22 protein-coding genes and 1 pseudogene are annotated in these 25,377 nt (G+C 34.3%); 21 read left to right on the top strand and 2 right to left on the bottom strand.

The window, feature by feature from the left end:
* Positions 1–70: 70 nt before the first annotated feature.
* The 20 genes and pseudogenes from CYK16_RS01230 to asp5 all read left to right on the top strand — a co-directional run.
* Positions 71–805, top strand: a pseudogene (locus tag CYK16_RS01230) (transposase); the annotation flags it as partial.
* A gap of 561 nt (positions 806–1,366) precedes the next feature.
* Entirely contained in the window at positions 1,367–2,539 is a 1,173-nt protein-coding gene (locus CYK16_RS01225; RefSeq protein WP_101776514.1) for a glycosyltransferase family 8 protein, read from the top strand.
* 34 nt (positions 2,540–2,573) lie between these two features.
* Positions 2,574–3,455 carry a glycosyltransferase family 2 protein gene (locus tag CYK16_RS01220; RefSeq protein WP_180948727.1) on the top strand — a complete coding sequence of 294 codons (882 nt, stop codon included), beginning with the start codon at positions 2,574–2,576 and terminating at the stop codon, positions 3,453–3,455.
* A gap of 55 nt (positions 3,456–3,510) precedes the next feature.
* Complete coding sequence (locus tag CYK16_RS01215; protein WP_101776512.1) at positions 3,511–5,274, top strand: glycosyltransferase family 2 protein; 1,764 nt, start codon at positions 3,511–3,513, stop codon at positions 5,272–5,274.
* Positions 5,275–5,316: 42 nt separating this feature from the next.
* On the top strand, positions 5,317–7,071 hold the full coding sequence (locus tag CYK16_RS01210) for a glycosyltransferase family 2 protein (protein WP_101776511.1): 1,755 nt from the start codon (positions 5,317–5,319) through the stop codon (positions 7,069–7,071).
* Positions 7,072–7,135: 64 nt separating this feature from the next.
* Positions 7,136–7,531, top strand: coding sequence for a glycosyltransferase family 2 protein (locus CYK16_RS01205; protein WP_257960376.1), 396 nt, complete (start codon positions 7,136–7,138; stop codon positions 7,529–7,531).
* 88 nt (positions 7,532–7,619) lie between these two features.
* Positions 7,620–8,909, top strand: a complete 1,290-nt coding sequence (locus CYK16_RS01200) for a glycosyltransferase family 2 protein (protein ID WP_142374664.1) — start codon at positions 7,620–7,622, stop codon at positions 8,907–8,909.
* Between the two features lie 101 nt (positions 8,910–9,010).
* Positions 9,011–9,205 carry a hypothetical protein gene (locus CYK16_RS01195; RefSeq protein ID WP_101776509.1) on the top strand — a complete coding sequence of 65 codons (195 nt, stop codon included), beginning with the start codon at positions 9,011–9,013 and terminating at the stop codon, positions 9,203–9,205.
* A 32-nt stretch (positions 9,206–9,237) separates the two neighbouring features.
* Positions 9,238–10,296, top strand: a complete 1,059-nt coding sequence (locus CYK16_RS01190; RefSeq protein ID WP_101776508.1) for a glycosyltransferase family protein — start codon at positions 9,238–9,240, stop codon at positions 10,294–10,296.
* Entirely contained in the window at positions 10,296–10,985 is a 690-nt protein-coding gene (locus CYK16_RS01185; RefSeq protein WP_101776507.1) for a hypothetical protein, read from the top strand. Before CYK16_RS01190 ends, CYK16_RS01185 begins: the two co-directional genes overlap by 1 nt.
* Positions 10,986–11,033: 48 nt before the next feature.
* Complete coding sequence (locus CYK16_RS01180) at positions 11,034–11,762, top strand: glycosyltransferase (protein ID WP_101776506.1); 729 nt, start codon at positions 11,034–11,036, stop codon at positions 11,760–11,762.
* Positions 11,763–11,980: 218 nt separating this feature from the next.
* The gene (gene secY2 / locus CYK16_RS01175) at positions 11,981–13,198 is read left to right on the top strand and encodes an accessory Sec system protein translocase subunit SecY2 (RefSeq protein ID WP_101776505.1); all 1,218 of its coding nucleotides are present in this window, start codon (positions 11,981–11,983) and stop codon (positions 13,196–13,198) included.
* Positions 13,199–13,207: 9 nt separating this feature from the next.
* Positions 13,208–14,788 (top strand): accessory Sec system protein Asp1, encoded by a 1,581-nt coding sequence (gene asp1 / locus CYK16_RS01170; RefSeq protein ID WP_101776504.1) that lies wholly within the window; start codon positions 13,208–13,210, stop codon positions 14,786–14,788.
* On the top strand, positions 14,772–16,307 hold the full coding sequence (asp2, locus tag CYK16_RS01165; protein WP_101776503.1) for an accessory Sec system protein Asp2: 1,536 nt from the start codon (positions 14,772–14,774) through the stop codon (positions 16,305–16,307). The genes asp1 and asp2 overlap by 17 nt, the downstream gene beginning before the upstream one ends.
* The gene (gene asp3 / locus CYK16_RS01160; RefSeq protein WP_101776502.1) at positions 16,304–16,744 is read left to right on the top strand and encodes an accessory Sec system protein Asp3; all 441 of its coding nucleotides are present in this window, start codon (positions 16,304–16,306) and stop codon (positions 16,742–16,744) included. The genes asp2 and asp3 overlap by 4 nt, the downstream gene beginning before the upstream one ends.
* Positions 16,737–19,097: an accessory Sec system translocase SecA2 gene (secA2, locus tag CYK16_RS01155; RefSeq protein ID WP_463606928.1), complete on the top strand. Its 2,361-nt coding sequence runs from the start codon at positions 16,737–16,739 to the stop codon at positions 19,095–19,097. The genes asp3 and secA2 overlap by 8 nt, the downstream gene beginning before the upstream one ends.
* Positions 19,098–19,109: 12 nt before the next feature.
* On the top strand, positions 19,110–20,621 hold the full coding sequence (gene gtfA / locus CYK16_RS01150) for an accessory Sec system glycosyltransferase GtfA (protein ID WP_060805468.1): 1,512 nt from the start codon (positions 19,110–19,112) through the stop codon (positions 20,619–20,621).
* Positions 20,614–21,951 carry an accessory Sec system glycosylation chaperone GtfB gene (gtfB, locus tag CYK16_RS01145; protein WP_060805467.1) on the top strand — a complete coding sequence of 446 codons (1,338 nt, stop codon included), beginning with the start codon at positions 20,614–20,616 and terminating at the stop codon, positions 21,949–21,951. The genes gtfA and gtfB overlap by 8 nt, the downstream gene beginning before the upstream one ends.
* A 1-nt stretch (position 21,952) precedes the next feature.
* The gene (gene asp4 / locus CYK16_RS01140; RefSeq protein ID WP_001278708.1) at positions 21,953–22,132 is read left to right on the top strand and encodes an accessory Sec system protein Asp4; all 180 of its coding nucleotides are present in this window, start codon (positions 21,953–21,955) and stop codon (positions 22,130–22,132) included.
* Positions 22,133–22,136: 4 nt separating this feature from the next.
* The gene (gene asp5, locus CYK16_RS01135) at positions 22,137–22,361 is read left to right on the top strand and encodes an accessory Sec system protein Asp5 (protein ID WP_000565444.1); all 225 of its coding nucleotides are present in this window, start codon (positions 22,137–22,139) and stop codon (positions 22,359–22,361) included.
* A 50-nt stretch (positions 22,362–22,411) separates the two neighbouring features.
* Here asp5 and CYK16_RS01130 read toward each other — a convergent pair whose 3' ends face one another.
* The gene (locus CYK16_RS01130) at positions 22,412–23,365 is read right to left on the bottom strand and encodes an aromatic acid exporter family protein (protein WP_060805466.1); all 954 of its coding nucleotides are present in this window, start codon (positions 23,363–23,365) and stop codon (positions 22,412–22,414) included.
* A 67-nt stretch (positions 23,366–23,432) separates the two neighbouring features.
* The gene (sstT, locus tag CYK16_RS01125) at positions 23,433–24,638 is read right to left on the bottom strand and encodes a serine/threonine transporter SstT (RefSeq protein ID WP_101776500.1); all 1,206 of its coding nucleotides are present in this window, start codon (positions 24,636–24,638) and stop codon (positions 23,433–23,435) included.
* A gap of 151 nt (positions 24,639–24,789) precedes the next feature.
* Here sstT and CYK16_RS01120 point away from each other — a divergent pair, with 151 nt between their 5' ends.
* Positions 24,790–25,356, top strand: coding sequence for a mechanosensitive ion channel family protein (locus CYK16_RS01120; RefSeq protein WP_033678024.1), 567 nt, complete (start codon positions 24,790–24,792; stop codon positions 25,354–25,356).
* Positions 25,357–25,377 lie beyond the last annotated feature (21 nt).

Genomic DNA, 25,377 nt, shown 5'->3' with positions numbered 1-25,377 from the left:
CTTTTTTGCATGGTTGCGATAGTCTTGGTAAAATAGAATTGCTTAATAAACCATTTAGAAAGGCTATCCCATGCATATTCACTATAACACAAATCAAACAACTTTACCACTAGAAACCAGTTCTTTCTTACCACAAGATCATCTCGTCTTTACTATTGAAAAAGTGGTAAATACCTTGGAGGATAGTCACTTCCACGCCTTCTATCATGCCTTTGGTCGCCCGTCTTATCACCCTAAAATGCTTGTATCTGCTCTTCTATTTGCCTATTCACAAGGGATTTTCTCTGGTCGAAAAATTGAAAAAATGATGATTGAAAATCTGGCTATGCAGTACCTAACAGGACAGTTGGTTGTTAGCTATCGCACCATCAATCGTTTTCGTGTCGCTGAAGGGATGGAAGAACTCATACGTAATCTTTTCATCGATCTCAATCTTCGTTTAAAAATGGAAGAGTTAGTGACCTTAGATTGCTTGTTTATTGACGGGACTAAGATTGAAGCCAATGCCAACAAGTATAGTTTCGTGTGGAAGAAAGCGACAGAGAAATTCTCCGCCAAACTTCAAGAACAGATACAAGTCTATTTTCAAGAAGAAATCACTCCCCTTATCCATCAAGCTATCGAACTGGATACACAAGAGCCTATCTCCTCAGAGCAGTTGATTGAATTCTCTCAAGTCCTTGAAGAAGAATTGGAAAAATTGAACCAGGACATTGAGGAGACACCCGTTAAAGGAAAGGACGAACGTAAAACCCAACGTCGTAAACTTAAGAAAGTCTTGCGTAAAGTCAAAGATGATTTTTCTTTTGTATTGTTAGTGAAAAGATATAAAAAATGTTATAATTAGTAGTAAGAATTATGAAATCAATTCGATCATTAATATTATGGTGGCTAATAGACTTTTAAGATCTCGCTAGCTAGGGGGGAAAGTATTTTCCTTTTATTATTAGTGGCATTCTTTAAAACATCTTCTGTCTTTTAAAGAGTGTTAGGACAATGTATTATAAAATTGAGTTGCTATTTTGTTAATGAATCTTATCAGAAAATGATGACTGGTGAGAATTAAGTAATGTTATTTTCTAATTGATAGATAAAATGTATAAGAGCTTTAAATCAACCTCTGAAACGTATCTGTCATTAGAAGTGAAATTGACTTATATTGTTGGAGTTAAAGGATTATCTAAAATGATGATTCAAAGAGTTGGTGATAGATTCTAATTAGCTTTTGGAATCTATCAACTTTTGCTGAACAGTTTATAAGATAAAATGATCATCTTTGTTCTAATTTTTGATGATGCTTATTTTCTCATATCTCAAACTTTTACTTTTTTACATTCTTAATTAAATTGAACGGAGAATATTTGTAATGAATAAGGCAACTTTTGTATTAGCAGGTGATTATGGATATATTCGATATATTGAAGCAACTTTAAAATCTATTTGTTATCACCATGAAAATTGTAAAGTTTATATTTTGAATCAAGATATTCCGCAAGAGTGGTTTATTGGAATTCGAAGAAGACTAAAAAGTAGAAATAGTCAATTAGTAGATATTAAATTAACTGGGGATGCTATCTCTAAAGAGTGGAAAATGGCACCTGATGGAGGTCATATCAATTATATGACTTTTGCATGTTATTTTATTCCTCAATTTGTAGAAGAGGAGAAAGTGTTATATCTAGATTCAGATGTTATCGTAACGAAACCTCTGGATGAATTATTTGAATTGGAATTGGGAAATCATTTAGTTGCTGCAGCGAAAATTGTATATGGATTGGAAGACAGATTTAATGCTGGAGTATTATTAATTAATAATAAACTTTGGAAAGAAGAAAATATTCAAAAACAATGTATTGATATTACTAACAGTGAGCATGAAACTCTTCCAGAAGCGGATCAAACAGTATTAAACCGTCTATGTGGAGATCGCTATATTGTGTTAGATGATACCTATAATTTTCAAATTGGATATGATCGTCTTGCAGAACAAAGAAAACAATACTTTATTTTAGAGAAATCTATTGATCCTTTACCAGCGATTATTCATTATTTATCTGAAGATAAACCTTGGAATTTATTTTCTTTTTCAAGATTAAGAGATGTTTGGTGGAACTATTCATTAATGGATTGGTCAGAAATCATCGCCCATGAAATTCCAAAAACAGTTAAATCTGTTTTGATTATGACGGATAGTCAAGAATTAGAACAAATTGAAGTCTTAGTGGAAGAGCTGCCAGAATGTACGTTTAATATTATGGCCTTGACATTAATGGGAGATAAGTTAAACAGTTTTCGAAGATATGAAAATGTACGATTGCATCCTGCGCTTTTAGAGTGGAATATTAATCGCTTAATTCGTGAATGTGATGTTTATTTAGATATTAATTATGGAAGAAAAAATCAAGAAGTTATTGAAAAAGTAAAGGAATCAGGAAAATTAATTTTATCATTTGAAAACACTGCAAATGAATACTATACAGATAAAATATTTAATCTTTCAGAGATTGAAGAAATGATAGAGCATTTAAAAAATATATAATAATTTTAAAATAATGGTAGGAGTAAAAGGAAGAATGAATGATTTAATAAGTGTCATAGTACCTGTATATAATACAGAAAAATATTTAAGACAGTGTATTGAAAGTATTTTAAATCAATCTTATAGAAATATTGAGCTTTTATTGATAAATGATGGATCCACGGATTCTTCGGCAGAAATATGTAGGGAATATCTTCATAAAGATAAACGTTGCTATTATTTTGAAAAAGAAAATGGTGGACTATCTGATGCAAGAAATTATGGGATTAAACGAGCGACAGGAGAGTATATAACATTTATAGATTCAGATGATTTTTTAATGGATCTAGCACTTGAAAAATTACATGCTACTGCTCTGTTAGGAGAAGCTGATTTAGTCGTAGGTGGTTTTTGTTATTTTGACAGTCCAAGTTTTTATCTATTTGATAGAAATGTTTTTGGGGCATTACCAATTACAATTGTAGAAAAGGAATTTGCGGTTAATCAAATGGACGACCTATCCGATGCTCCATTCTTATGTTATTCAACTGCATGGGGAAAATTATATAAGAGAAGTTTGTTTGAAAGTATTCGATATCCTTTAGGAAAATATGCAGAAGATCAATTTACTACTTGGAAACTATATTTGGCGGCTGAAAAAATAGCGGTTTGTAATCATACAATATACGCTTATAGGAAAAATAGTGAAGGGTTAACTTTAAATTTTAATTTAAGCCATTTGGACTATATAGATGCTTTAGAAGAGAGAATTGAGGCGACAAAAGATATTGAAGGAATTGATATAGAGAAAACCTATAAAATGTATGAATATATATTGAACAGGAGAGTTGGTGAGCTTGAATATTATGGTTATGAAAAGGAAAAAGTCATTCTTCAAAATAAAATAGACGAATTGAAAAAGAATCATATTATTTAGAGACTTGTTCAACTGTTGATGGGAGAGGTCAATTGTTAGTTAAAAGAGGAATAAAATGGAAATGATAAATGAAGAAAACTTTTTAATAAGTATTGTGATACCTGTTTATAATGCAGAAAAATACTTAGGAGGCTGTTTAAATAGCATACAAAATCAGACATATAAAAATTTTGAAGTCATTCTTGTTAATGATGGTTCAATTGATCACTCTGAAACTATTTGTAAGGAATTTGTAGAAGTTGATACTAGATTTAGATATTTTTTGAAAGTAAATGGGGGTGCTTCCTCTGCTAGAAATTTTGGATTAGATCATGTTACGGGAGATTTTATTACATTTATTGATGCCGATGATTGGGTGGATGAAAACCATTTAGAAGTGTTAATTAATAATATAAAAGAAAATAATTCTGATATGGCAGTTTCATCCATTAAAAAGTTTGATAATGTAAGTAGCTTTGAATTTAGAGTATATTCAAATCAAGAAAAATACTTGTTAAATTATAATAAACTGAATCGGGAAGAATTTTTAGTTATTCTTCCAAAATTAATCCATGCTAGTAATAGTTATAAAATTGCCGTATCTAAATTATTCAAAAAAGAATTAGTGACGGGTGTTAGATTTGATGAATCTATTGTATATGGGGAAGATTTGGACTTTTTCTTCAAGTTATATAATAACATTAATAGTATTTCGTATGTTGATGAAGTGACCTATGTCTATCGATTACATGATGAAAGTACCTCAAGTAAATTTAATCAGCAATATGCTGAACAAGAATTATTAATCTACAAAAAAATGTATGAAAAAATAGAAGAATTAGGTCTGTCTACAATACATTACTATACTACTATCAGGGATTTATTAGAGTTTCGTAAAGATTACTTAGAAAACAGAGTTTTGTTTAATAAATATCTAGACTTTCTAGAAACCAAAGAAAAATCTGTTATTTATCCTGAAGATTTAATAAGTATTATCGTTCCAATTTATAATGTATCCCCATATTTGCAATTATGTTTAGAAAGTATTGAGAAGCAGACTTATCCACATTTCGAAGTATTACTAATCAATGATGGTTCTAGAGACAATTCAAAAGATATTTGTCTAGAATATGCAGAAAGAGATAACAGATTTAAGTATATAGAGCAACAGAACTCTGGTCTTTCAGCAGCTAGAAATACAGGAATCCTAAATTCAAATGGAGAATTTATGACCTTTATAGAAGGTGATGATTTTGTTGACCCTAATTATCTAGAAGAATTATATCATGCTGCATTAAAAAATGATTCTGAAATTGTTGTTGGAAGTTATAAAAGATTCAATGAAGAAGATAATAACTATTACATCCATGTATTTGATTATAGGGAAGAGCATTATAAATATAGAGAATTAATCGAAAATATAGCCCAAATTGAAAGAAGAGGGATTGAATTTGAAACAAGTTGGGGGATGCTATTCCATAGAAGGTTATTTGAAAATGTGTGGTTTCCTGTAGGTAAAAATATAGAGGATACACGCACAAATTATAAATTATATATGGAATCTTGTAAGACAAGTTACATTCATAAAGATTTGTATATTTATAGAATCAGAAAAGGAAGTTTAATCAATTCTATTACGGAAAGTTTATTAACAGATGTTTTAGAGGCATTGCTGGAGAGAATAGCAGTTTTAAGTTTGTCTGGCATAGACATTACAGAAGAAAAAGAAATGTTGAAAATACGCCTTAATACTCGTTCTCAACAAGCTTTAGATGCTGGATTAGAAAATACAGAAATTTATAGAAGGTATAAAGAGATTGAATCTTATTTAAATAGATAATTTATGTAAATAAACATTAAAGGATAAATATAAGGAGGAACTTTGGAAAAAATAGTTTTAATAGTACCGATTTACAATGTTGAAAACTACCTAAGACAATGTTTAGATAGTATAAAAAAACAAACATATAAAAACTTTATTTGTATTATGATAAATGATGGTTCTACAGACACTTCTAAAATAATTGCTGAGCAATATTTACAGGATAGTAGATTTATTTTAATAAATCAAGAAAATAAAGGTTTAAGTGGAGCAAGAAATACTGGTATCGAGTACTTTTTTAAATATATTGATAAAGAATATATCTGTAATTATGTTACTTTTATTGATAGTGATGATGTAGTTTCATTAGATTACCTAGAATATTTAGTTAGTAATATTGAAGATGGAGTAGATATTATTGAAGCTAACATATGTTTTTTTGATGAAAATGATATACCATACTTTTCTTCTACTAGTAATAATACATTTGTTTTAGAAACAGTAGAAGAGAAGTTAATGAATCATTCAAAGGATAATATTAGAACGTCGATTTTTCCTAAATTAATAAATAAAAAAATTATTAACTTTGAATTTTTCCCTGAAGGAAAAATTTTTGAAGATTTAGCTGTAATGGGAACTTTGATTAATAATTCAAATAGATGGAAAAAATTACCAAAAATTATATATGGTTATAGAGTTAGAAAAGGATCAATTATAAATACAAAATTTTCAAATAAAAAATTAGACATTTTTGAAATACTAGAAATTTATAGAAATAATTTTACGGCTTGTTCGATAGAAGAAAAAATCTTAGTGGAAGAAGTTAGTATATTGCACCTAACTTATCACCTCAGAGATTTTGTTCCTAAAATGCATAAATCAGCAAAGTTATATGCTAACAGTATTATAGAATCAAGAAAAAGAATTGAATCATATAAGAGTAACTTTCCAAAAGCATTAATTAGTGTCATTGTTCCAATAGATAATGTAGCATCAAGTTTAGAATTGTGTTTAAAAAGTATTGAAAATCAATCATATCCACATTTTGAAGTTATTCTTATTAATGACGGTTCTACAGATAGTTCCAAGGAGATATGTGAAGAATTTGTATTTAGAGATAAGAGATTCAAATATATTGAATTAAAAGATGCTGGATTTTCAAATGTAAGAAATATAGGAATATTAAACTCAAGTGGAGAATATATAACATTTATAAATGGTAAGGATTTTGTTGAATATAATTATCTTAAAGAATTATACGATAATTCTGTTAAATATAATTCGGAAATTGTAATAGGTAGTTACAATAAATTTAATGAGGTTGATAATAATTACTACTTTCATGCTGGCCCATATAGAGAAGAACAATATTTAGATCATGATATTATTGATAATACATCTAAACTAATAAAATACAGAGAAAACGTTGAATCAAACTGTGGGATATTATTTCATAAGAAATTATTCAACAATGTTCTGTTCCCTCTGAACAAAAGGTTTGATGATGTAAGTATCAACTATAAGTTATTTTTAGAATCTAGAAAAATTACGTATATCAATAAAGAGTTGTACACATATAGAATTAGAAAGGAAAGTATTACTCATAATATTAATGAAAAAATATTAACAGATATTTTAGATGAATTATTAGAAAAAATTGCTATTCTAAGCATAGTCGGAATTAATATTAGTGAAGTAAAAGAAAGTTTCCATAATCGAATTAAAGAACTTATTGAACAAGCAACTGATATCGGGTTAGAAAATACAGAAATTTATAGAAGGTATAAAGAAATACTATATTTTTTAGATAAGTAAATGATTGTTCAGAAGTATTATGTATATTTAAAAACGTTGTGCTAAGGAGAGATGTTCTTGATGAATGACAAGGAAGTTGGTAAGTGAAGACGGAAAAATGTTTAAACCCAATGATAAAGATTCTCTAATAAGTATTGTAATCCCTATTTATAATGCAGAAAAATACTTAGAAGAGTGTCTAAATAGCATAAAAAATCAAACTTATAAGAATTTTGAAGTGATTATGGTCAATGATGGTTCAAAAGATGATTCTGAAACGATTTGTAAGAGATTTTCAGAAGACGATACTAGATTTAGATATTTTAAAAAAGAAAATGGTGGTGTTTCTTCTGCAAGGAATTTAGGATTAGATAATGTAGAAGGAGACTATATTACATTCATAGATGCGGATGATTGGATTGACGAAAACCATCTAGAATTATTGATTAATTCAATCAAAAAAAGCATTCTGATATTGTAGTTTCTTCCTATAAACAATTCAATAACATAGATGTATTTTATTTAAGAGCATATACTATACAAGAAAATACTTGTTGAATTTTGAAAAAATGAATAGAGATGATTTTCTTACTATCTTCCCAAAACTAATGAGTACTAATGTATGTTTTAATAATGCTGTAGCTAAATTATTCAGAAAAGAACTAGTGAAGAATCTGCGATTTGATACTTCGATAAAATATGGAGAAGATTTAGATTTTTATTTCAGGTTATATCTGAATGTAGATAGTGTTTCATACGTTGATGAACCAACTTATATTTATAGGAGCGATGGAGATAGTACAACAAGTAACTTTAACCAAGAACATGCAGAGCAAGAATTAAACATTTTTAAACACATGTATGAGAAAATACAAGAAATAGGATTACCTAGCATTCACTATTTCAAAAAACTTAAAAAATTATTAGAATGGAGAATGGATTTTTTAGAGAATAAAGTTTTATTAAATGAATATTTAGACTTTTTAAAAAATAGTGAGGGAACTGTAACATATCCTAACACACTAATTAGCGTTGTAATTCCTGTTTATAACGTATCCCCTTATTTAAGATTATGTTTAGAAAGTATTGAAAGTCAAACCTATCCGCATTTTGAAGTTTTATTAATCAATGATGGCTCTAGAGATGATTCAAAAGATATCTGTCTAGAATTCGTAGAAAGAGATAAAAGATTTCAATATATTGAACAGAAAAATGCTGGGCTTTCAGCAGCAAGAAATTCTGGGATAGTAAATTCAAATGGAGAATTTATAACCTTTATAGACGGAGATGATTTTGTTGATCCTAATTATCTTGAAGAATTATATCATGCAGCATTAAAAAATGATTCTGAAATTCTAGTTGCTAGCTATAAAGAATTTAATGAAAACGACAATAACTATTATATTCATGTGTTTGACGACAAAGAAGAGCATTTTATCCAAAATGAATTGATTCAAAAAAGAGAAATAGAATTTGAAACTAGTTGGGGGATTTTGTTCCATAAACGACTATTTGAAACGATACGATTTCCTGTTGGCAAAAGTATAGGCGATTGTTTTACGAATTATAAATTATTTATAGAGTCCTGTAAGGCTAGCTATATTCATAAAGATTTCTACATACATCGCATTAGAAAAGGTAGTTTAAGCGCTCTGCTTACAGAGCAATATTTTACAGATGTATTTGAAGCACTTTTGGAAAGAGTAGCTACTCTGGCCTTATTAGGAATGGATATTTCCGAAGAGAAAAGCAACTTAATCGATCGACTTCAACTTCAATATAAACAAATGCAGGAAGCAGGGCTACAAGAGACAGAAATTTTTAGACGTTATAAGGAATTTTTCTGTTTATTGGGTTAGTAGTTCTTCTTGTATCTGATAAAAGAGTGGATGGTTTTTAGTAAATGAAATAGATATGTCGAAATTTAACTAATTAGATAAAAATATAAATGGAGAAATAGATGATTTATCTAACAAATCGATTTAATAATGATGAACAAGATTTTATAGATGGTGCTATTTCCTCGGGAGTAGCTGTCCGTGTAGTAATAAAAGAAGAATTGGATACCTATTCAGACTGTAGTTGTTTTTTGCCAATGATACTTGCGAATCAAACTTCATTTACTTTAGATACTAAGTCCCCCTGTTTGCCTTAAAAGTAGTTGTTCCTAAATTTTGGGAAATTCATATGGACTATAATGAGGGAACGATATGGGATAAGGATGTTAAGAGAGGGGTTATTCACTATTTAAACAGAGAATTCAGGACTGTTAAAATGGTGGAATGGCTAGATGAAAAAGGGAGAGCATTAAGTAGGGACTATTATCAGGAGAATGGCTGGAGATATAAACAAGATATACTAGATGAAGAGGGAAAGTCTAGTTTTATCCATTACTATAGTCCAGAGAATATCTTATTAATGATAGAAGATGTTGAAAATCATTTATTTACGGTATTTGAGAATGAAGTAACTAGGATTTACAATGAGCAAGAACTCTGGAAAAATTGTCTCTCTCGGATCAATATTACTAACGAGAGAGTAGTTGTTGGAGATCAAAGGATTGCTCAGTTTCTAGAAAAAGAAGACCTTTTGGGCTGTTATCTTGGAAAAGAAATTTTAAATGAAAATGAGATTCAGAATTGGTTATCATATGTGGAGTGCTTATACATTTACCATTATTCTGTGTTTCAATCTTTGCCTTATAATGAGAAGGTATATCATCTTAGTCCTCTATATTCATTCAAAAATACAAGGAATGGTCATCGGGCCTTGATTGTCACTCATACACAAGAAGTTGAAAAAATTGAAACCTTAGTGGAACAGTTACCAATGCTTGAGTTCCATATCGCAGCTATTACTGCTATGGGTGGTAGATTGACAGATTTATGGGAGAAAGAAAATGTATTTCTATATCCAGGAATTATAGAATCCCAATATCGAGCCTTATTGGAAACATGCACGATTTATTTCGATATCAACCATAGTATCGAAATACTGAATTCTGTAGAAGAGTCTTTGGGAAATGGATTACTTCTATTTGGTTTTGAGGAAACATGTCATAGAAAAGATTTTATTTGTTCAGAGCATCTATACATTAGTGATGATATTAGTTGTATGATTGAGGATTTGAAAAAAATCATCTTTTCAGAAGTAGAATATGACTTGGCAATACAAAGACAATTGCAGTTTATTCATGCTTCTAGTAAAGACTATTATAGAAAAGTCTTTCAGAGGGAGGACGATTAATGGCTATCTATATATTTGATTTATTGGTCGGATATGAGGCAAATGGAGTTGATAATTCTCAAGCTCATCGTGCGAGACTATTTTCAAAAATGAATCTTGATTATCGTTATATCTTTTCAGTGATTCCATCTCGCTATGATTTTTCTTATTTTCGAAATCTTGGGATAGCAGAAGAGAGGATGCTGATTGCTCCGTTCTTTCTCGCAGGAGAAAAAAGTGTTGAGTCAACTATTTCAGTTGAGGAGATGATTCTGAGATTGTCTTTAGAACATAGTGATTGTATTGAATACAATTCTCAAAGAATTGTCTTTCAATTAACTGCAGAGCATAAACTTATTATTTGGTATGAAAACAATATGGTATATCAAGTAGAACATTTATACTTAGATAGACTATATCAGCGAGATTACTATACGTCTTATTTAATTTGTCGAGAGTATTTGCAAACAGATGGATTCAATTGGAATCGTAGAATTTTTTATGATTCAACAGGAAAGTTGGTTTATGAAGGATTTCAAATTTCAGGGAAAATCAGATATCGTTTTGATTCGAACTGGATAGGTGGAGAACATGCTTTAATGGAGTATTTCATAAAATCTTTATCCTTGTCTAAGAAAGATACCGTAATAATGGATAGAATAAGCGGATTTCCATTTTCTCAAGCACTATTAAAATATGCAATGGTGTAAAAAAAAGGCGTAGTCCTACATTCTATACATCAATTTCGATACGGTGATATGAACTATGAATATTTTTATTTGTTCAAATATGCTACTGAATTTGACTTTATAATCGTTTCAACAGAATTACAAAAAATAGAACTGGAGAAATATTTACTTGGCTTGAATCTTTCGTCTTGCCCCATAGTGGTTATACCTGCTGCAAGTATTGAAGGATTAACTGTCGGAAACAAGGAAAGAATTCCTTTTTCTGCAATGCTTGCTGCTAGACTTGATCCACGAGAGCAGATTGATCTAGCTATATTAGCTGCTATCAAAGTAAAGGAAAAATTACCTCATTTTCATTTGAATATATATGGGAAAGGTTCGCAGTATGATAAATTGAATCAGATAATTCTTGAAAATAATGCCCAAGAATATATAAAGTTATGTGGTTATCAAAAGTTAACGGATGAATTTAAAAAATATCAACTGTATCTATCGACTTCCTCGTGGGAAACCTTGGGTATAACTCTACTTGAAGCAGTTGCAAATGGTTTAGGTATCGTAGGACTAGATGCACCCTACGGGGGCCCCACATTTATCGAAAATACTAAGAATGGATATTTAATAGCAGAAAATGAAAGTAAATCGAGAGATGAATTAATTGAAAATATATCAGAAGCTATCATTAAATATTATGAATTAGATCAAGATATAGTTACTAATCATTCATATGCTATTGCGAGCAATTATTTAGATGAAGTTATTATTGAAAAGTGGTATCAACTGCTTGTTGCTAAATAAAGTAATTTAAAACATCAGACAACAGGACGGCTAAAATGATATTTTGCGGTTTGTTTTACATTTATTCTTTTTGTTTGAGGGATAAAAGAGAGCTTTGTTGGACTTTTTGAGAAAATCTATTTATAATTAGAAATAGAGAATTTAAAATTCAATTGAGGACGCGTTTAAAATATATTAGTTACTTTTCTAATTTATTAATTAAAGTGAGAGGAAGTTTTATGAAAAAATATGTTTCATCAATAGTTGTAAGAAAAGGCTTTGTTACACTGCTTTTGATGTTTATCTATGTTTTAGGTAGTAGATTGACCCTTCCTTTTGTAGATATGAATAATAGGGAATTTTTAGGAGGAACTGCTGCTTACTTGGCTTTTTCTACAGCAATGACAGGTGGAAATTTGAGAAGTTTATCCTTGTTTTCAGTAGGATTATCTCCCTGGATGTCTTCGATGATTTTATGGCAGATGCTTTCTTTTTCAAAAAAATTAAATCTGACATCTGGAGCTATTGAAATACAAAATAGAAGGCAGATGTACTTAACCTTGTTTATTGCTTTGATTCAGACATTAGCTATTTCGTTAAATCTCCCAATTCAGTCCAATGTGCCTAAAATGTTGGTTATCGTCCTAAATACCTGTCTGTTGATAGCGGGTGCTTTTTTCTTGGTGTGGTTATCAGACATCAATGCAACGGTAGGCATTGGGGGCTCTATGATTATTTTATTGATTGGAATGGTTTTAAACATTCCTCAAGATTTGATTGAAACGTTTCGGACTGTTCCCATACCTCTTTTTGTTTTAATCGGTTTGATTATTATGGGAATTGTTTTTACCTATTCGGTAGCTCTGCTTTATCGTGCTCGTTATCGTATAGCCGTTCATAAGATTGGCCTGCATAATCGTTTTAAGAGATATTCTTATTTTGAGATTATGCTTAATCCTGCAGGAGGAATGCCTTTTATGTATGTGATGACTTTTTTGAGCTTACCAACGTATATATTATTATTATTGCAGACTATTTTTCCGGAAAATCTACTTTTTACTGAAATTTCATCTCAATACACAATGGGGAAACCGCTATGGATTTATATGTATATGATTATTCTTTTTATTTTTAGTATAGCTTTTGCTTTTGTAAATATGAGTGGGGAACAAATTTCAGATCGAATGAAGAAATCAGGAGAATATATTTATGGAGTTTATCCGGGTGAAGAAACGAGTCGTTTCATCAATCGATTGGTTCTGAGGTTTTCTCTTATTGGTGCTGTTTTTAATGTAGTAATGGCAGGAGGACCTATGCTATTTGTATTGGTTGATGAGAAACTACTTAGAGTAGCAATGATTCCTGGTTTGTTTATGATGTTTGGAGGTATGATTTTTACAGTCAGAGATGAAGTGAAAGCTCTGAGATTAAACGAAACTTATAAACCATTGATTTAGGAGGGTGTCATGTATTATTTTATTCCAGCTTGGTATGGTTCAGAACGTAAGTGGCATGCGGATATAATTCCTTGGTACTATTCACAATTTCGCTTCGAATTTGATGATACTTTTAATCAAATCCGTCTCTTTCAAAGGCAAGGTATATCATCTCGCTTATTAGTGTTATCTTATCAACCGCATTTGCGTTATTTTTTACATAGACATGGGGTTTTAGAGACAGATGTCTATTCTGTTTTTGATGATATGCAAGATTTCTATGGACTGCATACTCAGGTTCTTCATATTAGAGATATAGAGTGGGATAGTGATTGCCAATTTATTTATAGTCCTTTTGCAATAGTAGTACAAAAAAATGGTAAAAAATATGCTAAAGTGGAGCATGGTGTAGAAGGATTTATCAGTGAAATCCAATATTTTGATCTCGATGGGCAAATAAGTACACATTATATAATGGACGATCGTGGCTTTGTGTCTAGTGTCATTTATTTTGATAATGGCCAGCCTATCTATCAAGACTATTTAGATCCTAAAGGTATTTGGCGATTTAGGGAGTATTTAAATGAGGGAGGCCGAGTAGAGGTAAATCCAATATTTGGTTACCGTTTTAAACAGCTTCACTACGCTGATATAAGTCAATTGATCGTAGAATATTTTGATAAATATCTGCAAAGGAAACAGGAAAAACAGGATATTTTTATCATTCCTTCTCATCCCCATCATGACCAATTGCTCTTCAGCTGTTTACAAAGTGATACTGCTAAAATTTTGAGTCTTTTCATTAATCGGAATTCTCAAGTTAATTTTAAAAACTTAGCTCCATCATTTGAACAGGCAGATGTAGTCTTAGTGGATAGAGAGGATAGTTTACAACTTTTACAGGAACTATATCCTGAACTTTCTAATAAATTTTACCATCTCTCTCCTTTTGATACACGTTTACGTCTGGGGCGAAGTCAGACTCGAAAAGAATCGATAATTTACTATCAATTAGATTTTTCGGAAGGAATTGATAGACAAGCTCTATTTCAGGTTTTATCATTTATTGCTGAAACCAAAAATACAGAAGTCATATTTGGAGCCTTCTCTGCTAGTCAGGAACAAATGGATGAAGTGGAAAGCCTTGTAAATGAAATCATTCAGGGACAAATCCATACTGACAGCTTGGAAAAAGGCCTAGACTATGGTGGTGCAGAAAATCCACTAGAGGAAAACCAGGAGCAAGAACTGCGTTTTCAATTTGTCAATATGAATGATGAATTGGATTTGATTAAGACACTCGAGTTTGTTCGTTTGATTGTGGATCTCAATAAACAACCCCACCTCTATACTCAAATAGCAGGTATCAGTGCGGGAATTCCTCAGATTAATCTAGTTGAGACCGTCTATGTGGAACATTTAAAAAACGGTTATTTGATTTCAGATGTGACAGAATTTTCCAAGGCGGCACATTACTATACAGATAAACTGAAAGAGTGGAATCAAGCATTAGTATACTCTATTGATAAAATCAAAGAACACACTGGACAAAGATTCTTAGATAAGTTGCATCACTGGATTGAGGAGGTTACAGATGTCAAAGGATTATAAAATCCTACAGATAGGAATTGATAATTGGGCTCATCATTATGATATTCCTGAAAATATGGATTGGTACTATTTCTGTCCCAACTCATCGCTTGCCCTTCGTAAAATGATGGAAATGGATAGCATCACAAATTTTCATGCAATCTTGATAGAGGATGGTCAGTATCTAGCTGATTTACTACCTTTTAGTTATCAGATTGCACCTTATACTCTTTTTTATGATCAAGGTTTTAAAACGACAGAATTGAGTATTCTTGATTTCTTAAAAAAGAGATGTGCTCAAGCTATGGATTTCTCTGAACCCCAGCAATTACTAAATGATTTATCAACTTCTCTCTTTGGCGGGGGATACGGAGATAAATTATTTCCATTAACAATACAAATACATCCCTCTTTTGAAGGTTCTATTTCCTATCAAGGATTTGAACATGTGACTTTAGAGGGAAATTTTAGTGACACTTTTTCTCAGGTTGCCCATTGGACCTACAATACCATGATTGGAGAAAATCTCCCTATTGAATTGTGGTTAGAGTACGAAAAACAAGGGGATTGTGAGTTTAGATTAGTGATTCGCAAAATATGGTCTGGGGCTGTTGACGAATTTTTTGAGGAGGAAATTTATAGTGAGGATGACCTTCAACAAGCGATTGTTATAGATAATAAGGAAACAAGTTTTTATATAACGGTATCTATTGAGGCACGAGGCAAAGGGAAACTTAAACTAGGGAATCTTCACCAGCGTTGGAGTAGAAAACAGTTTGGAAAGTTTGTTCTTGGTGGTAATATTTTACACGATAGTATACGTGATGAGATTAATTATTTCTTTCATCCTGGAGACTTTAAACCTCCTTTGGCAGTATACTTTGCGGGATATCGTCCTGCAGAGGGCTTTGAAGGATATTTCATGATGAAAAATTTAGGATGTCCTTTTCTTCTTTTTTCAGATCCTCGTTTGGAGGGGGGAGCTTTTTATCTTGGTAGTGAAGAATTAGAAAATAAGATTAAGGAAACAATTCAATACTATTTAGACTATCTTGGTTTGACTTCTAAAGATTTAATTTTATCAGGTTTATCAATGGGAACTTTTCCATCGCTCTACTATGGAGCCGCTTTTGAGCCACGTGCAGTTATTGTCGGGAAGCCATTAGCTAATATTGGGACTATTGCAAGAAGAGGGCGCTTAGAGGCACCAGGAGTATTTAATACAGGATTTGATGTTCTGAGACATCAGACGGGCGGAGTTAGTTCCCAACATATGGAAGATTTGGATCAAACTTTTTGGAATGCTTTTAAAAAGGCTGATTTTTCAAATACGACCTTTGGCTTGTCCTATATGAAGGATGAGGACATGGATCCTCAGGCCTATGAACAATTAGTTGCTTATTTATGTAATACAGGCGCAAAAATTCTTTCTAAAGGGACGGCGGGACGACACAATGATGATACGGACACAAATGTTGCCTGGCTATTACATTTTTATCGTATGGTTCTACAGACTGATTTTGGAAGAGGTGAGCTATGATTATCAAGCACAGAGAAAATATTGCTTGGGGAGAGGTCAATGGAAGTTTTATGTATGGAACTAGAGTACAGTATCATTCAGATTGGCATATTCGTTTCTACAATCCTTTAATGACATCTGGAGAAGTGATTAAAAGTTGGACCTCAAATGTAAATTATCAAGCAGCTCGTACTCAGCCTAGTCTCCCCTTGTTAAAAAGAAATCATCATTATCGATTAACCATTGAAATGGACTGTCAACCTGAAAAAGGAGTTTATACTAAGGTAACTTTTTTTGATAGATATGGGGATGTGATTGAAGAGAAGATTAAAAAAATGAAAGTTTTTGATTTTACTTATCCAGCAGATACCTATACCTATCAAGTTTCCCTTCTAAGTGCTGGATTTGAGTCTTTAGACTTCTATTCTTTTTCTATTGAGGAGATGAATCGTGTTTAAAGATTTTCAACTTAGAAAAGTCAAAAGGATTTTAAAAAAGATTAATGCTCTTAAAGAAAAGATGGAGTCTCTCTCAGACCAGGAATTAGCGTCTAAGACAGTGGAGTTCCGTCAACGTCTTGCTGAGGGGGAGACTTTAGACGACATTTTAGTTGAAGCTTTTGCAGTTGTTCGTGAAGCGGATAAACGCGTATTGGGCATGTTTCCCTATGATGTCCAAGTAATGGGAGGAATTGTTATACATCAGGGAAATGTCGCTGAGATGAATACTGGTGAGGGGAAAACCTTGACAGCCACTATGCCTGTTTATCTCAATGCCCTGACAGGTAAAGGTACCATGCTGATTACCACCAATGACTATCTAGCCAAACGGGATGCTGAGGAGATGGGACAAGTGTACCGCTTCTTAGGATTGACAATTGGAGTCCCATTTACAGATGATCCTAAAGAGCAGATGACACCAGAAGAGAAAAAAAGAATTTATGCGTCGGATATTATTTATACAACTAATAGCAATTTAGGTTTTGATTTTTTGAATGATAATTTAGCTTCTAATCAAGAAGGTAAGTTTTTGCAACCTTTCAATTATGTTATTATTGATGAGATTGATGATATCTTATTGGATAGCGCACAGACACCTCTTATTATTGCTGGATCTCCTCGTGTTCAATCTAATTACTACGGTATTATTGATACGCTTGTAACGACCTTGGTAGAGGGGGAGGATTATATCTTTAAGGAGGAAAAGGATGAGATCTGGCTCACTACTAAGGGAGCTAAGGTTGCTGAAAGCTTTTTAGGAATAGATCATTTGTACAAGGAAGAACATGCGGTTTTTGCTCGCCATTTAGTTTATGCGATTCGAGCCCATAAACTCTTTACTAAAGACAAGGACTATGTCATTCGTGGTAATGAGATGGTACTGGTTGATAAGGGAACAGGACGTCTATTAGAGATGACTAAACTGCAGGGAGGACTCCATCAAGCGATTGAAGCAAAGGAACATGTCAAATTATCTCCAGAAACACGGGCCATGGCTTCAATCACCTATCAGAGCCTTTTTAAGATGTTTAATAAGATATCTGGTATGACAGGAACAGGTAAGGTTGCAGAAAAAGAGTTTATTGAAACCTACAATATGTCTGTAGTACGTATTCCAACCAATCGTCCTAGACAACGGATTGACTATCCAGATAATCTATATATCACTTTACCTGAAAAAGTGTATGCGTCCTTGGAGTACATCAAGGAATACCATGCTAAGGGAAATCCCCTACTTGTTTTTGTAGGCTCGGTTGAGATGTCTCAACTTTATTCGTCACTCTTGCTCCGAGAGGGAATTGCTCATAATGTTTTAAATGCTAATAATGCAGCGCGTGAAGCTCAGATTATTTCTGAGTCAGGTCAGATGGGGGCTGTGACAGTGGCTACATCTATGGCAGGACGTGGTACGGATATCAAGCTTGGTAAGGGAGTTGCAGAACTTGGAGGCTTGATTGTTATTGGGACAGAGCGGATGGAAAGTCAACGAATCGACCTGCAAATTCGTGGACGTTCTGGCCGTCAGGGAGATCCTGGTATGAGTAAGTTTTTTGTATCCTTAGAAGATGATGTTATTAAGAAATTTGGGCCATCTTGGGTGCATAAAAAATATAAAGATTATCAGGTTAAAGATATGACTCAACCGGAAGTATTGAAAGGGCGCAAATATCGAAAACTAGTTGAAAGGGCCCAGCAGTCAAGTGATAGTGCTGGCCGTTCGGCGCGTCGTCAGACTCTAGAATATGCTGAGAGTATGAATATTCAACGGGATATGGTCTATAAAGAAAGAAATCGTCTAATAGATGGTTCTCGTGACTTAGAGGATGTTGTTGAGAAAATCATTGCTAGCTACATAGAGCAAGTGACCTCTTCAAGTTATGAAAGCCGAGAGTTACTCTTCCACTTTATCGTTACCAATATTAGTTTTCATATTAAAGAGATTCCAGATAATATAGATGTGACTGACAAAACTGCAGTTCGTAGCTTTATGAAGCAGGTGATTGATAGAGAACTTTCTGAAAAGAAAGAATTGCTTGAGCAACATGGCTTGTATGAACAGTTTTTACGACTCTCTATGCTCAAGGCTATTGATGACAACTGGGTTGAGCAGGTAGACTATCTACAACAGTTATCTATGGCTATCGGTGGTCAATCTGCTAGTCAGAAAAATCCAATCGTAGAGTATTATCAAGAAGCTTATGCGGGCTTTGAAGCTATGAAAGAACAAATCCGTGCGGATATGGTGCGTAATCTCCTGATGGGCTTGGTTGAAGTCACTCCCAAGGGTGAGATTATGACTCATTTCCCATAAAAAGAGGAAAATATGACAATTTACAATATAAATTTAGGACTTGGCTGGGCTAGTAGCGGTGTTGAATACGCCCAAGCCTATCGCGCTGGTGTTTTTCGGAAATTAAATCTGGCCTCTAAGTTTATCTTTACAGATATGATTTTAGCCGATAATATTCAGCACTTAACAGCCAATATTGGTTTTGATGATAATCAGGTTATCTGGCTTTATAATCATTTCACAGATATCAAGATTGCACCGACTAGCGTGACAGTGGATGATGTTTTGGCTTATTTTGAAGGTATAGAGGAACGAAGGGAAAAAAATGGCAAGGTCTTACGTATTTTCTTTTCTGACGAAGACAAGTTTATCACTTGTTATTTAGTAGATGAGAAAAAGGATCTTGTTCAACATGTAGAGTATGTATTTGCAGGTAATCTTGTACGCAAAGATTATTTCTCTTACACACGCTATTGCACAGAATATTTTGCTCCTAAGGACAATGTGGCGACACTCTATCAAAGAACCTTCTACAATGAAGATGGTACTTCTGCTTATGATATGTTCATGAATCAAGGGACTGAAGAAGTCTACCGTTTCAAGGATCGAATTTTATATGGGAAGCCTGCCTTGATACGTTATTTCATGAAGACTCTTCGTTTAAGTAAATCAGATCTAGTGATTTTAGATCGTGAAACAGGCATTGGACAGGTTGTTTTTGAAGAAGCACAAGCAGCGCATTTAGCTGTAGTTGTTCATGCGGAGCATTATAGTGAAAATGCTACAAACGAGGACTATATCCTTTGGAACAACTACTATGACTATCAGTTTACCAATGCAGATAAGGTTGATCTTTTTATCGTATCAACTAATAGACAAAATGAAGTTCTACAAGAGCAATTTGCCAAATACACCCAGCACCAACCAAAGGTTGTTACCATTCCTGTAGGAAGTATTGATGCATTAACTGAGTCAAGTCAGGGACGTAAGCCATTTTCATTGATTACGGCTTCGCGTCTTGCCAAAGAAAAACACATTGACTGGTTGGTCAAGGCGGTCATTGAGGCACGTAAGGAAATACCTGAATTAACCTTCGATATTTATGGTAGTGGGGGAGAAGATTCTCTGCTTAGAGACATTATTGCAACTCATCAGGCAGAGGATTATATCCAGCTCAAGGGACATGCGGAACTTTCGCAGATTTATAACCAGTATGAGGTCTATTTGACTGCTTCTACCAGTGAAGGCTTTGGTTTGACCTTGATGGAAGCTATTGGTTCAGGCCTTCCTCTAATTGGTTTTGATGTGCCTTATGGGAATCAGACCTTTATAGAAGATGGGCAAAATGGTTATTTGATTCCAAGTTCATCTGACCATGTGGAAGATCAAATCAAGCAAGCTTATGCAGCTAAGATTTGTCAACTATATCAAGAAAATCGTTTGGAAGCCATGCGTGCCCATTCTTATCAAATTGCAGAAGGCTTCTTAACCGAAGAAATTTTAGAAAAGTGGAAGAAAACAGTAGAGGAGGTGCTCCATGATTGAACTTTATGATCGTTATAGTCAGGAAAGTCGAGATTTACATGAAAGTCTAGTCGCTACTGGTCTTTCTCAACTTGGAGTGGTCATCGATGCAGATGGTTTTCTGCCTGATGGTCTGGTATCTCCTTTTACTTATTATCTAGGATATGAAAAGGGAAAACCTCTTTATTTTAACCAAGTTCCTGTTCCAGCTTTTTGGGAAATTTCAGGAAATAATCAGTCTGCTCGTATTGAAGATATGACACAGGAGAGAGCCGTCATTCATTTTGCAGATGGTTTACAGGCGCGTTTGGTAAAAAAAGTCGAATGGAAAACACCAGCAGGTCGAATTTTTCAAGTAGATCACTATAATCGTTTCGGGATTTGCTTTTCTAAAACCACCTATGATGTTTCTGGTCAAGCTATTATGACTTCCTATCGGGACGTAGATCAAAAGGAAGTTATCTTGGAAAACCATATCACAGGTGATATTCTTTTGACCTTAGAAGGACAAGGCTTGCGTCATTTTTCTAATCGAGTAGCTTTTATCATAGATTTCCTACAAGGTTTGAATGTGAGTCTTGACCACATTATCTTTAATAGCTTATCTACCGCGTTTTTGACATCTTTCCATTTTCCAGATAAATCAGGTCATGATATCCTGGTTTGGCAGGAACCTCTCTATGATGCCATTCCAGGCAATATGCAGTTGATTTTGGAACATGATGATGTGCGTACTAAGAAAATCATTATTCCCAATAAGGCGACTTATGAGCGCGCTTTAGAGTTGACTGACGAGAAATACCATGATCAGTTTGTGCACTTGGGTTACCATTACCAGTTTAAACGCGATAATTTCCTTAGAAGAGATGCCTTAATCTTGACTAATTCAGATCAGATTGAGCAAGTGGAAGCAATCGTAGAAGCCTTGCCTGATGTTACCTTCCGTATCGCAGCGGTAACAGAGATGTCTTCTAAGCTCTTAGATATGCTTCGCTATCCTAATGTGGTCCTTTATCAGAACGCTAGTCCACAGAAGATTCAAGAACTGTATCAACTATCAGATATTTACTTGGATATAAACCACAGTAATGAGTTGCTACAGGCAGTGCGTCAGGCCTTTGAGCACAATCTCTTGATTCTTGGATTTAATCAGACAGTGCACAATAGACTCTATATCGCTCCAGACCATCTATTTGAAAGTAGTGAGGTTTCTCCTTTGGTTGAAACCATTAAACTGGCCCTTTCAGATGTTGATCAAATGCGTCAGGCACTTGGCAAACAAGGCCAACATGCAAACTATGTTGACTTGGTGCGATATCAGGAAACTATGCAAACTGTTTTAGGAGGTTAACATGTCAGACGAAGATTTATTTTACAAAGACGTTGAAGGTCGCATGGAGGAGTTGAAACAAAAACCCATCAAGAAAGAAAAAGAAACCCGAGGGGAAAAGATTAGTAAGACTTTTTCACTTTTACTGGGTTTGATGATTCTGATTGGTTTGCTCTTTACTTTGCTGGGAATTTTGAGGTAGGCCTATGATTGACATACTGATTGTTTTAGCTATTATCCTATCTCTTGCTTTGATTGTATTGGTAACTATACAACCCCGTCAAAATCAACTATTTTCCATGGATGCCACTAGTAATATTGGTAAACCAAGTTACTGGCAGAGCAACACCTTGGTAAAGGTTCTCACTTTATTGGTGAGTTTGGCCTTATTCGTTTTACTATTAACCTTTATGGTGATAACTTACAAATAAAAGAAAACTTCAGATATTCACCTTTTGTGATTGGTCTGAAGTTTTCTTTTTTACTGTCCATATTTTTGGTAAAAATCAACTTTCACTTGGATGAAGGTTTTGGCTTCACGTAGGAGTTGAAGAAGGGTGGCACGGGTTTCAAATTCTTCTCTTGTCTTGGGCAGACTGCGATTACGGAAGACTTCCAGATAACGTTCAATTTCATCTAGCAAATCAGAAGCAGGATTGGTCTGGCTCAGTTGACCGGCAATTTTTGAAAAGAGTTGGGCCAAAATCAGGCTCTCACTGGCAGCTAGGTGACAGGTATTGATTTGCTGGGCCATGTTTCGCAGGATGCGACTTTGTCGCTGTCTCATCTCAAAGTAGTGAATATGGTAATCAGTCTGGTGAAAGAGGTGGTCTGAGTGATCCAAATAGACCAGTCTGAGTGCTTCTTCCAAAAGGGTGTCTAATTCTTCAACCAGTTGTGCTCGGTTGCGTCCATCCCCTCTGGATAAATAATATTTGAAGCGTTGGAGGATATCTTTTAACTTTTCTTCTACCAATGTGTGGTAGTGATGAATTTCCTCTTCTCGTGAAGGCATGTAGAGATTGACAAGCAAGGCAAATCCTGTACCGATAGCAAAGAGAAGGAATTCGTTGACTAGAAGGTCTGGAGAGGTTGACTCTTGTACCAAGAGGTGGCTAACCAAAACCGTGCTTGGTGTGATGCCAATTTCCCAGCCCATCTTGTAGGCTAGGGGAACATAAAGAGCCAGATAGAGGCCAAGGCTCCAGATATGAAATCCGCTCAAGTGAAAAGCCAGAACTCCGATAACCAAAGCTAGAAGCATGGAAAAGAGGCGATTTCGGGCCAGTTTTAAGGTACTTCTACGGGTATCGGATAGGCTCAAGAGGGCGATTATTCCAGCCGAGACAGCTGAGGAGAGATTGAGAAAGTAAGCAAGAAGGCAGGCAAGACAGGTAGCTAAGATGAGCTTGGTCGTACGTTGGCTAATAGACATAAGAATTTCCTGGTAAGTTAGAATAAAAGCGTAAAAGACAAGACCTGAGCAGGCTTGTCTTTATGCGCTATTTTTTACGGGCTGCTGCGTATTCGGCAACGGCGGTAAAGAGGACGTCTGTAGACGAGTTGAGGGCTGTTTCACATGAGTCTTGGATGACCCCAATCACAAAACCAACTCCGACAACTTGCATGGCAATATCGTTAGAAATACCGAAAAGGCTACAAGCAACTGGGATAAGAAGGAGGGAACCACCGGCAATACCAGAAGCACCACAGGCTGAAATAGCTGCCACTACACTGAGGACAAAGGCTGTCGCAAAGTCAACAGGGATTCCAAGAGTGTTAACTGCAGCAAGGGTCAAAATGTTAATGGTAATAGCTGCTCCGGCCATGTTGATAGTAGAACCAAGTGGGATAGAAACAGAATAGGTATCTGGATCCAGTCCAAGGTCGTGGCAGAGTTTCATATTGACAGGGATGTTAGCCGCAGAACTACGAGTGAAGAAGGCTGTCACACCACTGACACGCAAACATTTCCAAACGAGGGGATAAGGGTTGCTCTTCATAAAGAGGAAGGCAATCAATGGATTGACTACCAGAGCCACAAAGAACATGGTTGTCACCAAGAGGGCAAGCAAGATTCCGTAGTTGGCTAGGCTTCCGATTCCCTTATCAGAGATGGTTTTAAATACAAGTCCTAATATCCCAAATGGAGCTAGGTTGATGATCCATTCGACAATTTTAGAAGTCACATCAGCCATAGTTTTCAGTAATTCTTTACTATTTTTGCTGGCTTCTCTCATAGCAATCCCGAAAACAACTGCCCAAGATAGTATGCCGATGTAGTTAGCAGTAATGAGGGCATTAACTGGATTGTCAACCAATTTGAGCAAGAGGTTGCTGAGGACCTGTCCAATCCCATCTGGTGGAGCAATATCGGTATTAGCGCTATTTAAGGTAATTTCAACAGGTACGATGAAACTTGCTAGTACAGCGATAAGGGCAGCCGCAAAGGTTCCTACCAAGTAAAGGAAGATAACCGTTTTCATATTGCTATCTTGTCCTTTTTTATGTTGGGAAAGGGCATTGGCAACGAGGGCAAAGACTAGAATAGGTGCGATGGCTTTGAGACCACCAACAAAGAGATCTCCGAGTAGACCAATTCCTGAAACATTAGGAAATGTCAGTCCAAGGATTCCTCCGACAAGCATGCCAATCAAAATACGTTTAATCAGGCTTGCCTTATTCCAGGCATGAATGAATTTTTTCATAACAATCTCCTTTGTTGTGTAATGTTTATGATTATAGTATAAATATGAACCAAAATCAAGAATTTTCTGTCTATTTTCGAAATTATTTTTGAATATTTATGGAGAATGACACTTTATGAAAGTATGGTATAATAAATGAAAGGAGTTTTCTATGCAAGAATTTATTCAAACCTATCTCAATAAGCTTGATATAACAACGATTATCGAGAATATCTTAACCAAGCTACTTTCTCTTTTATTCTTATTTTTACTCTTTTATATAGCTAAGAAATTGCTCCATACAATGGTGCAGAGAATTGTTAAACCTTCTCTAAAAATGTCTCGCCACGATGTTGGACGTCAGAAAACCATCTCACGCCTGTTAGAAAATGTGTTTAATTATACCCTTTATTTCTTTTTGCTCTACTGCATTTTGTCGATTTTAGGTTTGCCTGTTTCGAGTTTGCTGGCAGGGGCTGGGATTGCTGGGGTGGCCATTGGTATGGGAGCCCAAGGCTTTCTGTCTGATGTCATCAATGGCTTTTTTATCCTCTTTGAACGCCAACTGGATGTGGGAGATGAGGTTGTTCTGACAAATGGTCCCATTACTGTATCGGGCAAGGTTGTCAGCGTTGGCATTCGAACAACTCAACTTAGAGGAGAAGATCAGGTTCTACACTTCGTTCCCAATCGGAATATCACCGTCGTCAGCAATTTCTCTCGGACAGACCAGGCCTGAAATTTTAGCAGATTTATGGTA

The sequence above is a fragment of the Streptococcus oralis subsp. dentisani genome, from assembly GCF_002860905.1.
GTDB classification, from domain to species: domain Bacteria; phylum Bacillota; class Bacilli; order Lactobacillales; family Streptococcaceae; genus Streptococcus; species Streptococcus oralis_BA.
The sequence above is the reverse complement of the archived record's forward strand: the minus strand, read 5'-3'. Positions and strand labels throughout refer to the sequence as shown.

Coding starts and splice junctions, on each gene's coding strand:
- CYK16_RS01195 (WP_101776509.1), top strand. CDS start 9,011: ATGATTTATCTAACAAATCGATTTAATAATGATGAACAAGATTTTATA.
- sstT (WP_101776500.1), bottom strand. CDS start 24,638: ATGAAAAAATTCATTCATGCCTGGAATAAGGCAAGCCTGATTAAACGT.
- asp3 (WP_101776502.1), top strand. CDS start 16,304: ATGATTATCAAGCACAGAGAAAATATTGCTTGGGGAGAGGTCAATGGA.
- CYK16_RS01215 (WP_101776512.1), top strand. CDS start 3,511: ATGGAAATGATAAATGAAGAAAACTTTTTAATAAGTATTGTGATACCT.
- CYK16_RS01180 (WP_101776506.1), top strand. CDS start 11,034: ATGAACTATGAATATTTTTATTTGTTCAAATATGCTACTGAATTTGAC.
- asp1 (WP_101776504.1), top strand. CDS start 13,208: ATGTATTATTTTATTCCAGCTTGGTATGGTTCAGAACGTAAGTGGCAT.
- CYK16_RS01220 (WP_180948727.1), top strand. CDS start 2,574: ATGAATGATTTAATAAGTGTCATAGTACCTGTATATAATACAGAAAAA.
- CYK16_RS01120 (WP_033678024.1), top strand. CDS start 24,790: ATGCAAGAATTTATTCAAACCTATCTCAATAAGCTTGATATAACAACG.
- asp2 (WP_101776503.1), top strand. CDS start 14,772: ATGTCAAAGGATTATAAAATCCTACAGATAGGAATTGATAATTGGGCT.
- CYK16_RS01130 (WP_060805466.1), bottom strand. CDS start 23,365: ATGTCTATTAGCCAACGTACGACCAAGCTCATCTTAGCTACCTGTCTT.
- asp5 (WP_000565444.1), top strand. CDS start 22,137: ATGATTGACATACTGATTGTTTTAGCTATTATCCTATCTCTTGCTTTG.
- gtfB (WP_060805467.1), top strand. CDS start 20,614: ATGATTGAACTTTATGATCGTTATAGTCAGGAAAGTCGAGATTTACAT.
- CYK16_RS01205 (WP_257960376.1), top strand. CDS start 7,136: ATGACAAGGAAGTTGGTAAGTGAAGACGGAAAAATGTTTAAACCCAAT.
- secY2 (WP_101776505.1), top strand. CDS start 11,981: ATGAAAAAATATGTTTCATCAATAGTTGTAAGAAAAGGCTTTGTTACA.
- CYK16_RS01185 (WP_101776507.1), top strand. CDS start 10,296: ATGGCTATCTATATATTTGATTTATTGGTCGGATATGAGGCAAATGGA.
- CYK16_RS01225 (WP_101776514.1), top strand. CDS start 1,367: ATGAATAAGGCAACTTTTGTATTAGCAGGTGATTATGGATATATTCGA.
- CYK16_RS01200 (WP_142374664.1), top strand. CDS start 7,620: ATGAATAGAGATGATTTTCTTACTATCTTCCCAAAACTAATGAGTACT.
- gtfA (WP_060805468.1), top strand. CDS start 19,110: ATGACAATTTACAATATAAATTTAGGACTTGGCTGGGCTAGTAGCGGT.
- CYK16_RS01190 (WP_101776508.1), top strand. CDS start 9,238: ATGGACTATAATGAGGGAACGATATGGGATAAGGATGTTAAGAGAGGG.
- asp4 (WP_001278708.1), top strand. CDS start 21,953: ATGTCAGACGAAGATTTATTTTACAAAGACGTTGAAGGTCGCATGGAG.